Origin of the sequence: Flavobacterium sp. UBA6135, from assembly GCF_002428305.1 — a bacterium.
Taxonomy (GTDB): Bacteria; Bacteroidota; Bacteroidia; order Flavobacteriales; family Flavobacteriaceae; genus Flavobacterium.
In genome coordinates this window covers 82,922-100,283 of sequence record NZ_DIVJ01000039.1, presented here as the reverse complement: position 1 = coordinate 100,283, position 17,362 = coordinate 82,922, and the positions used below count along the sequence as shown (strand labels likewise).

Annotated in this window: 18 protein-coding genes; 6 read left to right on the top strand and 12 right to left on the bottom strand. The window is 34.7% G+C overall.

The features are described from left to right. From B3L86_RS10295 to B3L86_RS10285, 3 genes are all read right to left on the bottom strand, one after another. Positions 1 to 656: M56 family metallopeptidase (locus B3L86_RS10295; RefSeq protein ID WP_291118553.1), on the bottom strand; the 656-nt coding region annotated here is incomplete at its 3' end. Position 657: 1 nt separating this feature from the next. Continuing rightward, positions 658 to 1,017, bottom strand: coding sequence for a BlaI/MecI/CopY family transcriptional regulator (locus B3L86_RS10290; protein WP_291118550.1), 360 nt, complete (start codon positions 1,015 to 1,017; stop codon positions 658 to 660). Positions 1,018 to 1,172: 155 nt separating this feature from the next. Further along, positions 1,173 to 2,381 (bottom strand): MDR family MFS transporter, encoded by a 1,209-nt coding sequence (locus tag B3L86_RS10285; protein WP_291118547.1) that lies wholly within the window; start codon positions 2,379 to 2,381, stop codon positions 1,173 to 1,175. 336 nt (positions 2,382 to 2,717) lie between these two features. Here B3L86_RS10285 and B3L86_RS10280 point away from each other — a divergent pair, with 336 nt between their 5' ends. The 5 genes from B3L86_RS10280 (at position 2,718) to B3L86_RS10260 (ending at position 6,914) form a co-directional block, all read left to right on the top strand. Further along, positions 2,718 to 4,115 (top strand): alpha-amylase family glycosyl hydrolase, encoded by a 1,398-nt coding sequence (locus B3L86_RS10280; protein ID WP_291118544.1) that lies wholly within the window; start codon positions 2,718 to 2,720, stop codon positions 4,113 to 4,115. Between the two features lie 22 nt (positions 4,116 to 4,137). Beyond that, positions 4,138 to 4,734: a DUF1684 domain-containing protein gene (locus tag B3L86_RS10275; RefSeq protein WP_291118541.1), complete on the top strand. Its 597-nt coding sequence runs from the start codon at positions 4,138 to 4,140 to the stop codon at positions 4,732 to 4,734. Between the two features lie 10 nt (positions 4,735 to 4,744). Beyond that, entirely contained in the window at positions 4,745 to 5,401 is a 657-nt protein-coding gene (locus B3L86_RS10270) for a TatD family hydrolase (protein WP_291118538.1), read from the top strand. Positions 5,402 to 5,445: 44 nt separating this feature from the next. Then, the gene (locus tag B3L86_RS10265; protein ID WP_291118535.1) at positions 5,446 to 6,159 is read left to right on the top strand and encodes a tRNA threonylcarbamoyladenosine dehydratase; all 714 of its coding nucleotides are present in this window, start codon (positions 5,446 to 5,448) and stop codon (positions 6,157 to 6,159) included. A 98-nt stretch (positions 6,160 to 6,257) separates the two neighbouring features. Next, complete coding sequence (locus B3L86_RS10260; RefSeq protein ID WP_291118533.1) at positions 6,258 to 6,914, top strand: HAD family hydrolase; 657 nt, start codon at positions 6,258 to 6,260, stop codon at positions 6,912 to 6,914. Between the two features lie 37 nt (positions 6,915 to 6,951). On the opposite strand, the gene B3L86_RS10255 is transcribed toward B3L86_RS10260, so the two are convergent. The 7 genes from B3L86_RS10255 to B3L86_RS10225 form a co-directional block, all read right to left on the bottom strand. Beyond that, positions 6,952 to 7,182, bottom strand: a complete 231-nt coding sequence (locus B3L86_RS10255) for a hypothetical protein (protein WP_291118530.1) — start codon at positions 7,180 to 7,182, stop codon at positions 6,952 to 6,954. Positions 7,183 to 7,261: 79 nt separating this feature from the next. Continuing rightward, complete coding sequence (locus B3L86_RS10250; RefSeq protein ID WP_291118527.1) at positions 7,262 to 7,807, bottom strand: SDR family NAD(P)-dependent oxidoreductase; 546 nt, start codon at positions 7,805 to 7,807, stop codon at positions 7,262 to 7,264. Next, entirely contained in the window at positions 7,800 to 8,063 is a 264-nt protein-coding gene (locus B3L86_RS10245) for an SDR family NAD(P)-dependent oxidoreductase (RefSeq protein WP_291118524.1), read from the bottom strand. The genes B3L86_RS10250 and B3L86_RS10245 overlap by 8 nt, the downstream gene beginning before the upstream one ends. A gap of 118 nt (positions 8,064 to 8,181) precedes the next feature. Further along, the gene (locus tag B3L86_RS10240) at positions 8,182 to 9,639 is read right to left on the bottom strand and encodes a cryptochrome/deoxyribodipyrimidine photo-lyase family protein (RefSeq protein ID WP_291118520.1); all 1,458 of its coding nucleotides are present in this window, start codon (positions 9,637 to 9,639) and stop codon (positions 8,182 to 8,184) included. Between the two features lie 21 nt (positions 9,640 to 9,660). Then, positions 9,661 to 10,947, bottom strand: coding sequence for a cryptochrome/photolyase family protein (locus B3L86_RS10235; protein ID WP_291118517.1), 1,287 nt, complete (start codon positions 10,945 to 10,947; stop codon positions 9,661 to 9,663). Between the two features lie 73 nt (positions 10,948 to 11,020). Beyond that, positions 11,021 to 11,713, bottom strand: coding sequence for an SDR family NAD(P)-dependent oxidoreductase (locus tag B3L86_RS10230; RefSeq protein WP_291118514.1), 693 nt, complete (start codon positions 11,711 to 11,713; stop codon positions 11,021 to 11,023). A 1-nt stretch (position 11,714) separates the two neighbouring features. After that, positions 11,715 to 12,182 carry an SRPBCC family protein gene (locus B3L86_RS10225; protein WP_291118511.1) on the bottom strand — a complete coding sequence of 156 codons (468 nt, stop codon included), beginning with the start codon at positions 12,180 to 12,182 and terminating at the stop codon, positions 11,715 to 11,717. Between the two features lie 138 nt (positions 12,183 to 12,320). Here B3L86_RS10225 and B3L86_RS10220 point away from each other — a divergent pair, with 138 nt between their 5' ends. Then, positions 12,321 to 13,172 (top strand): DUF2911 domain-containing protein, encoded by an 852-nt coding sequence (locus B3L86_RS10220; RefSeq protein ID WP_291118508.1) that lies wholly within the window; start codon positions 12,321 to 12,323, stop codon positions 13,170 to 13,172. A 58-nt stretch (positions 13,173 to 13,230) separates the two neighbouring features. On the opposite strand, the gene B3L86_RS10215 is transcribed toward B3L86_RS10220, so the two are convergent. Together B3L86_RS10215 and B3L86_RS10210 are read right to left on the bottom strand one after the other, a co-directional pair. Further along, positions 13,231 to 15,639, bottom strand: coding sequence for a TonB-dependent receptor (locus B3L86_RS10215; RefSeq protein ID WP_291118505.1), 2,409 nt, complete (start codon positions 15,637 to 15,639; stop codon positions 13,231 to 13,233). A gap of 10 nt (positions 15,640 to 15,649) precedes the next feature. Continuing rightward, on the bottom strand, positions 15,650 to 17,356 hold the full coding sequence (locus B3L86_RS10210; RefSeq protein ID WP_291118502.1) for a sodium:solute symporter: 1,707 nt from the start codon (positions 17,354 to 17,356) through the stop codon (positions 15,650 to 15,652). Positions 17,357 to 17,362 lie beyond the last annotated feature (6 nt).

Here is a 17,362-nt window from a genome sequence, read left to right as displayed (position 1 = left end):
TGACACAGTTTATTGAGCATACTCGCGATGAATTCCAAGTTCTGAATGATTGCTTTTCTGTACAACCAAACCGCAGGATTTATCCATAAAATGGCACAGATAATTCTTGAAAATATAACATCAAAAGAATGTTTTTGTTTCACATGTATGGATTCGTGAATGAGAATATGATGTAATTCTTCTTCAGAAAATTGTTGCTGATTCACAACGATATAACTAAAAAACGAAAATGGATTGTCTGTTTTAGAGGAATTTATCAATGTAAAATGCTCTTCTTTTTTTCTTTCCTGATTTTTGATATTTCTAAAGAAAGAAGCAATTTCAAAACCTATTTTCAACAAAACAATAATTGTAATAATTGAATAAAATGCAATTAATATTTCGTTCCAATTGAAAGCTTTTTCAACTTCAGTTACATTTTCAATTAAAACCGTTTGATAATTTGACATTTCTTCAAAAATTGCCGGCTTAGATTCCACCCAAACGGTTTTTGTAAATGTTATCAATGGCAAAACGAACGAAGAAATCAATCCCAAAATTAAATACCAACGATTGGATGTAAAAAAGGTTTCTTTTCTTAAAAACAGAACATACATCAAATAGAATACAACCAGTAATCCGTTAACTTTAGCGAAGTAGATCATCCAATTTTCCATACTATTTCTTTTTTTCGATGATCGCTAAAATCTCTCTGAGTTCTTCGGCAGAAATTTTTTCTTCTTCTGCAAAAAATGAAACCATACTCTTATACGAGTTGTTAAAATAATACTCAATCGCTGTATTCATAAATGTCTTGCGGTACTTTTCCATACTAATGATAGGAAAGTACTGATGCGTGTTTCCATAGGCTTGATGAGAAACATATCCTTTCTCCTCCAAATTCCGTATGATGGTCGATAGGGTGTTGTAATGCGGTTGATCTTCTTTAATTTCAGCCATTACGTCTTTTACGAACGCTTTTTCCAGCCTCCATAAAATGTGCATAATTTCTTCTTCTTTATTGGTTAGTTTTTGCATAATTGTAAAGTTTAAAACAAACCTACAACTATTTTTTTAGTTACACAACTATAAAAATAGTTATTTAACTAAAAATTAAGTTTTAGGGAGATGGAAGATTGAAGATTGAAGTTTTGTGTTCTAGTAAGCCAACCCGTAACCCGCAACCTTCAAACCTATTCCTCTCTAACCATTTTCATCACCCAAAAAGAACACGCAACAGCAACCATTCCCAAAGTCCCCATTACAACCCAGTTAGTTAAATAGCCAAAATGATCAAAAATATTCATTCCTGTTTTAGAACTCATGATGTGAGCCAAACTGAAACTCATCGAATAAAAAGCCATATAACGACCTTCCTGTCCGCGTGGAGCACGACCTAATGCAAAAGAATTAGAAAATGGGAAAGCAAAAATTTCTCCAAAAGTCAAAAATAAAACGTTGATGACTAAAATGCCGGCCCATACATTTAGTAGAAGGACATAAAATCCCAAAGCCATGAACAATGACCCAACTAAAACTAATTTTACCTTATTCACTTTCTTGCGGTCAAAATAATTCACTATGGGCATTTCCAACAAAAAGACCAAAAAACCATTGAGTGTCAAGAGTAATCCGGTTTGAAATTCGGTTAAACCATATGCCTTTTGATGATAGAGTGGAAGCGTGGTAAACAACTGAAAAAAGACCATTCCTGTGATAAAAATCACTAATAAAAATACCCAAAAAGGACGGTCGCTGTAAACCGATTTTACCGCAACACTTTCTGAAACGGCATTTTCTTCAATTGTTTTTTTCTTTTCTTTGACCAACAACCAAAAGATAGAAATGGCTAGAATACACGAAGCACCATCCACCCAAAACAAACCGTGATAACCAATATTCATAATTATCAATCCACCCATGGCAGGACCGGCCGCAAAACCTAAGTTGACTGCTAATCTCACTAAAGTTAGGGCTCTCGTACGGTTTTCTGGCTTAGCATATGCACCTAGTGAAACAAACATCGCCGGTCGAAACATATCTGCAATGGTCATAATCACAAACATCGCGATGCACAATCCATAAAACGAGGTCACATATTGCAGTCCAAAAAACAACAAACCACTCACAAATAAACTGAAAATCATTACCTTATAAAAGCCAATGCTGTCCGTCAGTTTTCCACCCAAATAGGAACCTAACATTGAACCCAAACCAAAAAACACCATAATTGTTCCCACATCCGAATAACTAAATTCTAAATCTTCATTCAAATACTTAGTTAAAAACGGCAACACCATTGTACCCGCTCTGTTAATAAAAGTAACAAGAGTTAAAATCCAAATTTCTCTCGTAAATCCACGAAAAGAATTGATATATCTTGAAAAAGCAGTTTTGAGCATTGGGCAAAGTTGAACCCTGCAAAGGTACAAAGTTGGGCGTGTTTAAAACACTAAATGCATATCAAAATTTGAAGCTATTCCGGCTATTCGTTCCAAGCTTTTTTGTATTGTTGTTTTTTTCTACAGCAAAAAAAGAGCTTCCGATAGCTATCGGGATTGGTCGCTTTTTTTGCTAAGAAAAAATACAAGAATCCTGCAAAGGCTTTCCACTGCTATCCGGGCTAAGGAATTATGGCATAAAGAAAAGGATTTTAAATAATGAATTTCATTTCAATTAAAATGATAAAGCTCTTTTTAATTATATTTATACACTCAAAATCAAATTTTTTGTTCTAAATGAAAACACTTCAATTTTTTACTTCAATTTTCATTGCCGGATTAGTACTGGGATGTAATTCCACAGAAACAAAAAAAACCGAAATAGCTTCAGAAGATCGATATATTCCAAAAGAATATGTGCAAGTGAAACATCCAGAATGGTCTAAGAATGCTGCTATTTATCAATTAAATACACGACAATTTTCTGAAGAAGGAACATTTCGGGCCGCTCAAAAAGAATTACCCCGATTAAGAGAAATGGGTATTGATATCATTTGGCTTATGCCAATCAATCCGATTGGTGAAAAAAATCGAAAAGGAACCTTAGGGAGTCCCTATTCCGTAAAAGATTATTATGGGGTGAACCCTGAATTTGGAACCTTAGACGATTTAAAAGCCTTTGTAAAAGAAGCACATGAACTTGGAATGTATGTCATTTTAGATTGGGTAGCTAACCATACTGCTTGGGATAATAATTTGGTAAACGAACATCCGGAATGGTACAAACGAGATTATAAAGGGAACTTCAGACCTACGCCATGGTGGGATTGGGATGATATTATTGATTTGGATTACAGCAAACCGGAATTACGTAAATACATGACCGAAGCCATGAAATATTGGGTCAAAGAAGCCGATATTGATGGGTATCGATGTGATGTTGCCGGATTTGTTCCTATCGATTTTTGGGATAATCTAAGAACAGAATTAGACGCGATTAAACCTGTATTTATGTTGGCCGAATGGGAATCTCGTGACATGCATGCCCACGCATTCGACATGACTTACGCTTGGAGTTGGAACGAAAAATTACATAAAATTTGCAAAGGGCAAGCCGATGTTAATGAACTCTATATTTATTATTCTTGGAATGAAAGTTTCTTTCCTGATAACAGTATTCGAATGACTTTTGTGAGCAACCACGATAAAAATGCCTGGGAAGGCACCATGTGGGAACAATTTGGTGACGGTGTGGAAGCTGCGATTGTACTTTCAGTTGTTGGTGACGGAATGCCTTTGATTTATAACGGTCAAGAAGCCGGAGAACCTAAGCGGTTAGCCTTTTTTGAAAAAGACCCAATCGTTTGGAAACCACATCCGATAGGAGATTTGTATAAAAAATTATTTGCTTTAATGAAAAAAAATACGGCTTTATGGCATGCCGATTGGGGTGCATTGATGATAAAAGTACCCAACACAAATGAAAAAGAAGTGTTTAGTTTTGTGAGACAAAATGAGAAAGATAAAGTTTTTTGTGTCTTTAATTTTTCTGCGAATACTCAAAATGTTACTTTAAAAGAGGATTTATATCACGGGACTTATCGGGATTTTACAACGCAGGAAATGATAACATTCAATGAAGATACAACTTTTTCAATGGCTCCTTGGACGTATAAAGTTTTTGTAAAAGAGTAATTAGCAATTAGACTATAAAAAAATGAAAAAAATACTATTTCTATTCCTGTTTACACAACTTGCTTTTTCGCAACAAAAATTTGAACGCGATTCCGTTATTCAATTTCAAAAAAAGATGAATGAGCATTATGGAGATTCTGCCAAAAGTCCGCTCAAGAAAAAAGATCTGGCTTTTTTTAAAGAATTAGAATTTTTTCCAATCAATGAAAACTATTTTGTGCAAGCCAAATTCATCCGAACTAAAAAGGAAAAACCGTTTGAAATGAAAACTACCACTTCACGAAAACCAATTTATGTCAAATACGGTGAACTCCATTTTAAAATCGACGGGATTCCTTGTCAACTAAATGTCTATCAGAATGTTGAATTTGCTAAAAAGCCGGGTTACAAAAACAGTTTGTTTCTTCCTTTCACCGATTACACTTCCGGTGTAGAAAGTTATGGTGGTGGTCGTTACATCGACCTCGAAATCCAAAAAGGAAAGAATTGGACAGTTGATTTCAATCAAGCTTATAATCCCTATTGTGCCTACAACGAAGTCTATTCCTGCCCAATCGTTCCAAAAGAAAATGATTTAAAAACGGAAATAAAAGCAGGGGTAAAGGCGTTTAAGAAGTAATTTTTTTGTTGTGCCAAAACTCTTCAACCTTCATACACACCAATTCACCAACCAAGAAGACATTCTTGAATTGGTCAATCAATACCCTTGGGAATTTGATGAAACAATCCCATTTTATTCTATCGGTATTCATCCTTGGTATAGTGATGAAAGCAGGTTGTCCTCTGATTTAGAAATTATTGACCAAAAATTAGCTCTAGAGAATTGTCTCGCTTTAGGCGAATGTGGACTCGATAAACGAATCGAAATTCCGATTGAAATTCAAAAAAAAATCTTCAAACCTCAAATTTTAATTGCAGAAAAACACCAAAAACCATTAGTTTTGCACTGCGTTGCTGCTTTTCAGGAAATCATCCAAATCAAAAAAGAACAAAACGTTACAGTTCCCATGATTATTCACGGATTTTCTAAAAACGAACAAACTGCAAAACAACTTTTAGACAACGGATTTTATCTTTCGTTCGGGAAATATTTATTGCGAAATCCGGAGTTAAAATCGGTTTTTCAATCCGTACCAAATGATAAATTTTTTCTAGAAACCGACACCGTGGATGAATCGTTAGAAGAAGTTTATGCGTTAGCAGCAAACTATAAAAACACAGAAGTTGAAGAAATAAAGTCAATCGTAAAAACAAATTTTGAAAAAGTTTTTTTACGCAATTTGTGACAACCGACAACTGATAACGGATAACCGACAACCGACAACAGAATATGACTAAATGGCAAGAACGAGCGGAGCTCTTATTTAAAACCGAAGGATTAAACAATTTAAAAAACGCTAACGTACTCGTAGTTGGCTTAGGCGGTGTAGGTTCATTTGCGGCCGAATTCCTCGCCCGTGCCGGAGTAGGGAACATGACCATTGTGGATGGCGATGTGGTGGATATTACCAATATCAATCGTCAATTACCAGCCTTGCATTCTACAGTTGGATTGCCAAAAGTACATATAGTAGGCGATCGTTTGATGGATATCAATCCTGAATTAAACCTGATTCGATTGGAGGAATTTTTATCTCCTGAACGAGCTTTTGAAGTCGTTTCTGAAAATTTTGATTACGTTTTGGATTGCATTGACAGCATCACACCCAAATTAAATTTGATAATAGCCGCAAAACGCAAACGTGTAAAGATAATCTCAAGTATGGGTGCCGGTGGAAAAATGGACGCTTCAAAAGTGAAAGTAACCGACATTAATAATTCCGAAAACTGTTACCTTGCCAAAACAATGAAAAGAAGATTGAAAGAAGTAAAAATAGACAAACTAAAAGTCGTTTTCTCTTCCGAAATTCAAGACGAATCCAGCCTAAAAATGACTGACGGCAAAAACTTCAAAAAATCATTCTACGGAACCAACAGTTGGATGCCTTGTTTGTTTGGATTGCATGCGGCTGAGACTGTGGTGAAGTATTTGTTGAAGAGATAAAAAAAAAGGCTCTAAGGTACTGAGGGACTAAGGTACTGAGGATAGTAAAATTTAAAACCTTAGTCCCTTAGCTCCTTAGTCTCTCAGAACCTCAAAAAATGATACAAACCGTAATTTTCGACATGGATGGCGTAATCGTTGACACCGAACCGGTGCATCATTTTGCCTATCAACAACATTTTAAACAATTAAATATTGACGTTTCACCTGAAATGTATGCTTCGTTTACTGGCAATTCTACCAAAAATATTTATGAACGTTTGAAGGGAATTTACAATTTGAAAGAAGATATTCAAACTTTAGTAGAAACCAAGCGAAACTTATTCAACGATGCCTTTGATCAAAAGGAAGATTTGTTTTTATTGGATGGAGTAGAAGATTTAATCAATGAGTTACATCAAAACGGAATGCAAATGGTGTTGGCTTCTTCTTCTGCAAACGTTACTATACAGCGAATTTTCAATCGCTTTAATTTGGATAACTTTTTTACATACAAAGTTTCAGGGGAAGATTTTCCAAAATCAAAACCGCATCCGGCTATTTTTTTGAAAGCAGCGGAATTAGCCAAAACACCGGTAAGAAATTGTATTGTAATTGAAGATAGTACCAACGGAATTTTAGCTGCAAAAGCGGCTGAAATTTATTGTATTGGTTATGATAGTGTGAATTCTAAACTACAGGATTATAGTCTGGCTGATCAAGTGATAAGTCACTTTAGGGAATTGAATTTTGAGAGAATTCTGAACATTAAATAAAATTCCCCTCCAAAAGGAAGGGAATTGTTATAGGATATTAATTTCCGCCTTCAACTTTAACAGAGGTGCTTTTATCACCATCTTTAGTTTCAAACTTAACACCGTCTTTGGTTACTTCTAGTGAAGTGCCATTTTTTTCTTCGGTGGTTTGAGCAGGAGGTGCTTGTTGCTCGATAATTATTGTATCAGCCGGTTTTTCTTCTTTTTTTACGCAAGAAATAACAACAACTGTTGCCATTAAACTTAACATGATTACACTTTTTTTCATAATTTATCTATTAGATTTCTTTAAAGATAGTATTTTTAAAATGAAACTTTCCCAATTTATGTTAATGGGCAAGAGGTAATTATTTTCTACCTTTAAAATGTTCCATCGCTGAATAGACACCCATTACATCGCCTACCAACCAATCAAAAACTCGAATAGGCAACAAACCTTGAAAAAAACGAACAAAACCAACGCTCCATGGCATACTTACAAAAAGTTTGTTTTGTTCAATTCCGCGAATAATTTGTCGAGCAACTTTTTCCGGTTTTAGAATCGGAACAATGGATTTTATGCCGTCAAACATACCGGTACTAATGTAGTAAGGAGTAACAGTAGTAACACGGATATTTTTTTTCAACAGTTTCATTTCCAGACGCAAACTGTCAGACCAACCTATGGCAGACCATTTACTGGCAACATAGACCGACATTTTTGGATTTGAAATGAGTCCTGCTGAGGAGGCAATCGTACAAATGTGCCCTGAATTTTGTGTCAACATGTCGTCTAAAAATTCTAGAGTAATATGCATCGGTGCATTTGCATTGAGAGCCATGGTTAGGTCAATGTCTTCATGCGTGTGCTGATGAAAAGAATGACCCACAACAGTTCCCGCATTATTAATCAAAATAGAAACGCTTCCATGGTTTTTTTTTTAATTCATCAGCAGTTTTTTTAACAGCAAACAAATCTGTTATATCTAAACAGTATCCTTTTATTTCTCCAAACGATTGATATTCCGCAATGGTTTCATCTATTTTTTCTTTATTAATGTCCCAAATAATGACTTTTGCTCCTTTCTTTAATGCTAATAAAGCCATTAATTTACCAATACCTGATGCTCCACCGGTTATTAGAACAATTTTATTGTGAAATGTTGACATGTTGTTAAGTTAAAATTGGTTGCTAAATTAGTGAAGTATTCAGTGCTTTGATAATTAATAGACTTAATAATTTGGGTTCGAAATTTTATTTTAAATTAGATATAGAACTAATCAAAATTTAAGCAGTTCTATCAGGAAGCGTATGTTTATCTAAGATTCGAATACTGTCTTTTTTTACTGCTTTTTCTTTTCGCATCGACCAGAAAAAGTCACTGGAGAATCGCCTAGCTTCCTCTAAATTGACAATCGGAAACGGATAATCACTTCCGATTTCAAAATCATACAGCATTTGCTCGATTGGAGTTAGTTTCCAGGGTTCATGCACAAATGCAGACGGAATGGAGGCCAATTCAGGAACCCATTTTTTGATAAAAATTCCTTCCGGATCATGTTCATATGAGTTTTTTACCGGATTATAAACCCGCAACGTATTGATTCCGGTCACTCCGGCTTGCATTTGAATTTGCGGATAATGAATTCCCGGTTCAAAATCAAGAAATTGTTGAGCCAGATGCGGACTACAATTTTGCCACGGTTGAAATAAATGATGCGTATAAAAGGAAACCACCAAAGCTCGCATTCTAAAGTTTAAATAACCGGTTGTGTTCAAACATCGCATGCAAGCATCCACTAAAGGAACGCCTGTTTTTCCTTCAACCCAAGCTTGATGAAATTCCGGAATTATAGTTTGGTTAAGATTGCGATAGCCTTTGTTTACAGCAATAAATTCCATATGACATTCCATTTCAAATTTTTGAATAAAATGGGCTTGCCATCGTAATCGTGAAGCAAAATTATCTATTTGACGCACATTTTTTTTCTTATCTCTGAATTGTAATGCCAATTGACACACTTGTCGCATCGATAAATTTCCCCAAGCAATGTAAGGTGAAATTCTACTGCAACTTAGGCGACTTAATTCCGGCTTAGAAATGTGTTTGCTGTAATTTGTAACTCTTTCCTCCAAAAATGATTTTAAATACCGCATTCCGGTTGAGGTGCCTCCTTTTTGAAAAGGGGTGTTTTTGGAAGTAGTTAATGAAACAAGTTTGAAAATGGAACTAATTTTTTCAAAATCATCTGGAGACAAAAATGAATTTGATGTGGGTTGAAATGAAAATGGGTCCAAATCCATAAATTCACACCAATCGTCTTTCCATGTAGCTCTATTGGATAATCCTCGTTTTACGCCGTTGGTGATGTATTCATTCCAAACGATTTTGTGTTTTTCACAAAAGGAAGCCACCGCTTTATCTCGTTCAAAAGTGAGTTGTATTCCTGTTTCTTGGTGGGAATAAATAGTCGAAATGGGTTGAATTTGATTGATTTTTTCAAACGCTTCGACTACTTCACTTTCAATAATTAAAATTTGAGTTTGAAAAGGTTTTAATTGATTTTGAAGTTCTTCCAACGATTGTTTGATAAAATCAAAATGACGCTGACTGTAATGATGGTCTTTTAAGAGTGAAGGTTCAAAAATGTAGAGTAATAGCGTTTGCTCCTGCGATTCCAAAGCTCGAAAGAGTGCTTCATGGTCGGTTAATCGCAAATCTCTTTTGAACCAAACAATTTTCATTGTGATTTTTTCTTTTAAGTTTTAGCCAACCGCTTCTTTGTAAACTCGCAAACAACGCTCGCGAGCATCTTTATGGTCTACGATTGGTTTTGGATAAGCAGCTGTTTCGACTTCAGGAACCCATTTTTTAATATATTTCCAATCTTTGTCAAATTTTTTGATTTGTTCTGTTGGATTAAAAATTCGAAAGTACGGAGCAGCATCTACTCCGGAACCGGCAGCCCATTGCCAATTACCAACATTGCTCGCTTGTTCGTAATCAAAGAGTTTTTGAGCAAAATAGGTTTCGCCCCAACGCCACTCGATTAATAGGTGTTTGCATAAAAAACTGGCTACTACCATTCGCACACGATTGTGCATCTGCCCGGTGGCATTCAATTCACGCATTCCGGCATCTACCATCGGATATCCGGTTTTGCCTTCGCACCAGTTTTTAAAATCGTCTTCGTTGTTATTCCATTGAATAGCATCGTATTTTTCTTTGAAACTTCTGTTAATAGTATGCGGAAAATGCCAAAGAATTTGCATAAAAAACTCCCGCCAAATTAATTCATTCCAAAAGGTTTCGTTTTTAGATTCGATTGCTTTGGCTACCATTTTTCGGATAGAAACTGCTCCAAATCGAAGATAAGCTCCCAACATAGACGTGCCTGAAACAGCCGGGAAATTTCGAGTAGCTTCGTAATTCGAAATTAATTTATCTGAAATATCATAAGGCGAAACTTTAATTTTGGAAGCCTCAAATCCGATGTCATTCAAACTCAAGAAAGGGTAGTAGTGCTTGACAATTTTGTCCAACTTTTTTTCAGAATCATAAGTAACTAATTGAATCGTTTTAAACTTTTCTTTCCACTTTCTGGAATAGGGAGTATAGACTACATAAGGCAATCCATCATCTTTTACCACTTCACTTTTTTCAAAAATAACTTGGTCTTTACTCGTTTTAAATTCGATAGCATGCTCTTTAAATAATTGATAGATTTCCTTGTCTCTTTTGCGAGCATAAGGTTCATAATCATGATTGGTATAAACGGCTGAAATTTTATTTTCAATAAGTAGTTTTTGAAATACATCAAAAGGGTTTCCATGAAAAACAGCCAGCGATTTTCCTTTTTCTTCTAATTGTTTCTGTAGATTTGAAAGCAGTTCATGAATAAACGTTACCCGAGCATCGTCTTTTGGTAATTGGGATAAAATATGTTCATCAAAAATAAAAATAGGTAGCACTTCTTCATCGCTGTTTAAAGCATGAAAAAGTCCGATATTATCGTCTAAACGTAAATCTCTTCGAAACCAAAAAATAGTCATATAAAAAAATCTAAAAATCTAAAAAATCAAAAACAGCTTTAAACAAATTTAAACCATTTTAAACAATCTTAAACTAAATTAGCAAAGTTGACATCCCGCCATCCACATGGAAAATCTGTCCTGTAATCCAAGTGCTTTTATCACTCAATAAAAACTGAGCCATTTGAGCCAAATCTTCGGGTTGACCGAATCGTTTTAACGGATGCCGTTCTGATGATTTTTCTTTTTTCACCTCATTATTCAAAAATTTATCAGCAAGTGGCGTTTCGGTTAACGATGGTGCAATGACATTTACCCTAATCTTCGGAGCATATTCAGCAGCTAATGCTTTTGCAAAACCTTCAATGGCTCCTTTTGCGGCGGCTACACTGGTGTGAAATGGCATTCCCATTGAAGCAGCTACACTACTGAACATAACGATACTCGATTGTTCCGAAGCGGTTAAATTAGGTAAAACCGATTGAATGACTTTCACCAAACTGATAAAATTGATATGCAAATCGCTTTCAAAAGTTTCGGGTTTGATGCCTTTAAACGGTCTGAGATTGATGCTGCCCGGACAATAAACCAAGCCATCAATTGTAGATGGAAGTTGCGAAACATCTAAAGTGTCAGAAGTAGCATCAAAAGGAATGTGTGTGACTTTCAAATCTGAAATTTGATCATTGGTTCGTGAAGCAATATAAATGTTGCTTTCAAATTGTAATTCTTTTGCGATGGCTAAACCTATACCGTAGGAACCACCGATTAAAAGTATGTTTTTCATATTATCCTTTATATTCTCCAAAAAGTTCAATTAGTTTTTTCTGTCTGTAAGCAAATATTTCATTCAGTTTTGGTTTAACCAATATCGGATGAACCATTTGGCCTAAAATTCCCATTGGAAGTTTATAATCAACGATGTCTTCCATTTCAACACCACCCGGAATTTCTTTTAAAAAATGTTTGTGATGCCACAAAGCATAAGGTCCAAATCGTTGTTCATCCACAAAATAGGCTTTGTCTTTAACATGCGTAATTTCTGTTACCCATTTGGTTGGGATGCCTAAAACCGGAGTAACAATATATTGAATGATTTGTCCGGGATACATTTCTTTTTCTGCACCACTCAAAATATTAAATCCCATATAATCAGGTGTGATGGTTTTTAAGTTTTTGGGACTGGATAAAAATTCCCAAGCTTCGTCTAAAGTAATGGGTAAATTTTGTTGGGTATGCAGCCTATAAATTTTCATGATATTTTTTTTGTAAAGATAATAAATGTTTAATGTTAATTTATAAAAGTTAAACAAAATAAATTGTTTTATGGTTTCTTTAACATAGTAAGAACTTACGAAATTGTAATTTTGAAGAATAACTAAACTAATTTAAAAATGAAAAAAATAGTATTCGCAGCATTGTTTTTAGTGGCTTCAATTTCAATGGAAGCACAAGTAAAAACTCCGGCTCCAAGTCCGAGAGCAAATTTTGAACAACTTGTTGGGTTAACAAATGTTGAGATTGATTATGGTAGACCGAGTGCAAAAGGTAGAACCATTTTTGGGGATTTGGTACCTTTTGGAAAATTATGGCGTACCGGAGCCAATCAAAATTCGATGATTACTTTTAGTGACGATGTTGTGATTGGTGGAACGACCTTAAAAAAAGGAAAGTATGCCATTTTTGTTACTCCAAAAGCAGATAATTGGGAAGTTGTTTTTTATACAGATACTGAAAATTGGGGAACACCACAAAACTGGGATGAAGCAAAAGTAGCTTTAAAAACGAATGTAAAACCGGAAATGTTAAACCGACATATTGAAACATTCACTATTGCGTTGAACAATGTGGATAATGATTTTGCTCATTTAGAAATTTCTTGGGAAAAAACGTTGGCCGCTATCAAGTTTGAAGTGCCTACAAAAAAATTAGCTTTGGATAATATCAACAAAGCTTTAGCAGGTCCTGCTGCATCAGATTATTTTTCAGCTGCTCAATATTATTTTCAATCTAACGGCGACATGAAAACAGCTTTAGACTATATGAACAAAGCTACTGAAATGACCGCTGCAAAAGGGACGCCATTTTGGTATACTCGTTTAAAATCTCAAATTCAAGCAAAATTAGGCGATAAAAAAGGAGCTATCGAAACGGCTAAAGTTTCTTTAGATGCTGCTGAAAAAGCCGGTAATGCAGATTATGTAAAAATGAACAAAGACAGCATTGCGGAGTGGAGTAAAAAATAAGCTTGTTTTTTCTACTATATTGAAAATCCTATCATGTATTTGTGATAGGATTTTTTTGTTAAAATGAAGTTTGAATTGCAAGAATTAAGTTTCTGCCGGCTGCCGTAATTCCTGAGGAATACGGACGATAACGTTGGTCTGTAATGTTTTCAAGTCCGCCTGAAAAAGACCAATTTTCATCTAGTTTATAAATGGCTTTCAAATTTAAGGTGTACCAACTTGGAGCATAGGGTCTTCCATTTTTGTCTGTAGCATACAAATACTCTTTTTCCACCTCTGAAGGAGCTAAGTTGTTGGCTTTGATTTTAGAGTTATAAATAACCGACAAATCAGTAATCCATTTCCGGGTTTTTAAAAGCAATCGGCTGTCGCCAAAAAAAGGTGCAGCATGGCGTAAAGGTGCTTTGTTTCCATTGTCTAATTCTTCTTCACCTTTGGTCCAATTGGCATTGGTTTTCCAATTTAAAATGGGTGAAAGCTCAATATTTACTCCTGCTTGTAAACCATAAACATTTGCTTTTGCAGCATTTTGAATGGCTTGCACATTGCTTTCTTCTCCTTGAAAAACAATAGTGTTTTCTCCATTAAAAGTAAACGGTCTTCTTACTAAAGCATCTTCAACAATGGTATAAAATCCGGTTACATCAAGCGTAATTGATTTACCTATTTTTTGTTGTAAGCCCATTTCAAAATTATAAGCATATTCATATTCTAAATCCGGGTTTGGCACCACAACATTGCCGGGTGTGCTTTCATAGGTTTTACCAATATCATCAATATTTGGTGATCGAAAAGCAGTTCCGGTATTAAAAAAAAGTGCTGTTTTATCTGAAGCCAAATAAGTAAATCCAACACTTCCTGTAAAAGCACTGGTGTTGATTTCTGTTTTATCAAAAGGATAGTCTACAAAAGTTTTATCAAAAGAGGCATCCAACCAAATTTGATTGAATCGCAATCCCGATTGAAAGGTAAATTTATCCGTAAGCTTGTTTTCGTATTGAACATAAGTAGCCAACGATTGCCATGAAGAACCATCAGGATATCTTGGAGGAATTGCTTCTTTTTCGTCAGTTAAAATGTTTTTTTGAAATCCAACAGAATTTATGTTATTTAGAATGTATTCTATTCCGTAAGAAAGTTTTTGTTTTGAATTTAGTTTTTTGATAAAATCAAAGTTGGATGCAAAAGCTCCAACATTTTCGATGTTGCTATTTCGAATTGTAGCATTTAAATTTCGATTATGTCGGCTTTCTTCAAACAATTGATAGCTGGCATTAAATTGAGCTTTATCAAACCATTTGTTGGGTTTAGAATGACTTATTTTTAAATGATGCATCGTCCAATCTTGCGGGCCATAATACCATTCTGCAAAACGAAGTTGGTCATTTCTTCTTCGTAACAATTGATCATAACGATTAAAATCAGAAGTGGAAGAATAATGAAAAGCATAAATAAAGTTCCAATAATCGTTTGGTTTAAAAGCAATTTTTTGCAATAAATTGACTTGACTATAACCTGATTCTACTTGCTTATTTGGGTTTGGATTGGTGATTATTTCATCCACATTGTCAATGGTTTGAACATAATCGGGTCTAATGTAAGCTCTCGGACCATGCTTACCCATTTTAAGGTCTTCAAAATCACTAAATGTTGCTGAGGTAACAAAAGCCCATTTTGAAGTACCAACATTTAAATCAAAATGAATTGTTTTTTCATTATTTGCAGAGGACCATCGGCTTAAAGTATTTCCCGAATAAAAAGGGTGTTCTTTGGCATATTCCGGTTCAAAAGTATAAAAATTCATTACCCCACCAATGGCATCGCTACCGTATATAACCGTTCCGGGACCTAATATCACTTCTGTATTTTGAATGCTGTTGGCATCAATAGAAATAACGTTTTGAATATTGCCACTTCTGAAAATAGCATTGTTCATTCTTATTCCGTCAACATTTAATAAAACACGATTTGTCGCAAAGCCTCTAATAATTGGACTTCCGCCTCCAAGTTGACTTTTTTGAACAAAAACTTTTCCGGTGTTGTTTAATAAATCAGCAGAAGTTTGCGGATTGTTCAAGGCAATATCTTTCGCTTTGAATGTAACAATAGAGTTGGGAACACTTTTCTTGGTTTCTATCCATTTAGAAGCAGAAAGTACTACTTCATTCAGAGAGGTGTTTTCCGGAATTAAATAAATTCTAAAGTTAGATTTTTCAATTTGATTGTAACTTACAATTTGTGTCTCATATCCCAAACAACGAATGTAAATTTTCTTAGCCTCTTTAAACGAATCAAGTGAGGCTTCTCCTTTATTGTTGGTAACAATTGAAGTTTTGGGGTGATTTGAATTGAGCGTAACGGCTTCTATGGTTTCATTAGATATGCCATCATAGATTGTTATATTTTGTGAAAATATAGCAAATGAAAACAGTTGGATGCATATAAATCCAAGTAGTTTTTTTGACATGATCTTGTTTTTAGTTCGTTTTGTTTTTACTGAATAATTGTATTAAAGTGGATAAACCCAAGGTGAGAGCTGCACCAATGGCATTCAACCATAAGTATCCCAACAATTCTTTTCCTGATGGATAAATATGAATGTAATTATAGTAAATTATAAAGATTATAATTTGACTGATAACACCGGCATAAAATATCGCATTCCCTTTAATAAATTTAAAAAAGAATGCAACAAGAAATATGCCAAGTATGGTTCCGTAGAACACAGAACCAACAATATTAACTAATTGTATTAAGTTTTCAATTAAAGTTCCAAAACAAGCAAATAAAATAGCAATAACTCCCCACATCAGCGTAAAACCTTTTGAGGCCAAAACAAAGTGTTTATCTGATTTTTCGGTTTTTAAATTCCGTTTGTAAATATCCATAGTCGTGGTAGAAGAAAGAGCATTTAATTCTGATGCCGTGGAGGACATAGCTGCCGATAAAATCACAGCAAGTAACAAACCAACCAACCCCACCGGGAGATAATTCAAGATAAAGTGAATAAAAACATAGTCTTTATCATTTGGTTCTTGTTTTATTTTTTTGATGATACCTTGTGCTTCTTCTCGAATTGTTTTTTCTTTTTCGGAAAGTGCAATAATTCTTTTTCGTAAAACCGGATTGTCCACATCAAAATTTAATTGATTGGCATAAGTCAAAGTCATCTCCTTTTTTTCTTCTTGAATGGATTCCAATCGGTCTTCAAGAGCTTTGTAATCATTGGCATAGATAGATTTTTCAACAGCAATTTGACTCGTAGGATTAAAATTTAAGGGTACTTTATTGAATTGAAAAAAAACAAAAACCATAACGCCTGTCAGCAAAATAAAAAATTGCATGGGCACTTTTAAAAGGCCGTTGAAGGCTAATCCGAGTTGGCTTTCACGAATGGATTTTCCGGAAAGATAACGCTGCACTTGTGATTGATCGGTACCAAAATAGGAAAGAGCCAAGAACAAACCACCGGTGATGCCGCTCCAAAATGTATAGCGACTGTTTGGGTTAAATGAAAAATCCAAGATGTTCATTTTATCATTTACTCCTGCAATTTTTAGAGCATTGGAAAATGAAATTTCTTTCGGTAAGTAACTTAAAATCAGATAAAAAGCAATAAACATGCCGGACATGATAATGAACATCTGTTGTTTTTGAGTAACGTTTACGGCTTTGGTTCCTCCCGAAACGGTATATATGATAACTAAAACGCCAATAATTAAATTCAATAAATTCAAATTCCAACCTAAAATGGAAGAAAGAATAATGGCCGGAGCATAAATGGTAATTCCTGCAGCTAAACCACGTTGAATCAAAAACAAGATTGCCGCTAAACTTCTGGTTTTTTGATCAAACCGATTTTCTAAAAATTCATAAGCCGTATAAACATTGAGTTTGTGGTATATGGGAATAAAAAACAAACAAATAATTATCATGGCAATGGGCAATCCAAAATAGAATTGTACAAATCCCATTCCGTCGTGAAAGGCTTGGCCCGGAGTTGATAAAAAAGTGATGGCACTGGCTTGTGTAGCCATTACAGAAATACCAACAGTCCACCATTTTGACTCGTTATTTCCTAAAATATAATCTTTTACGTTTTTACTGCCTTTTGTTTTCCAAGCACCATATACTACAATAAAAAGTAGTGTAAAAACGAGTATGAACCAATCAATTAGTTGCATGGATTA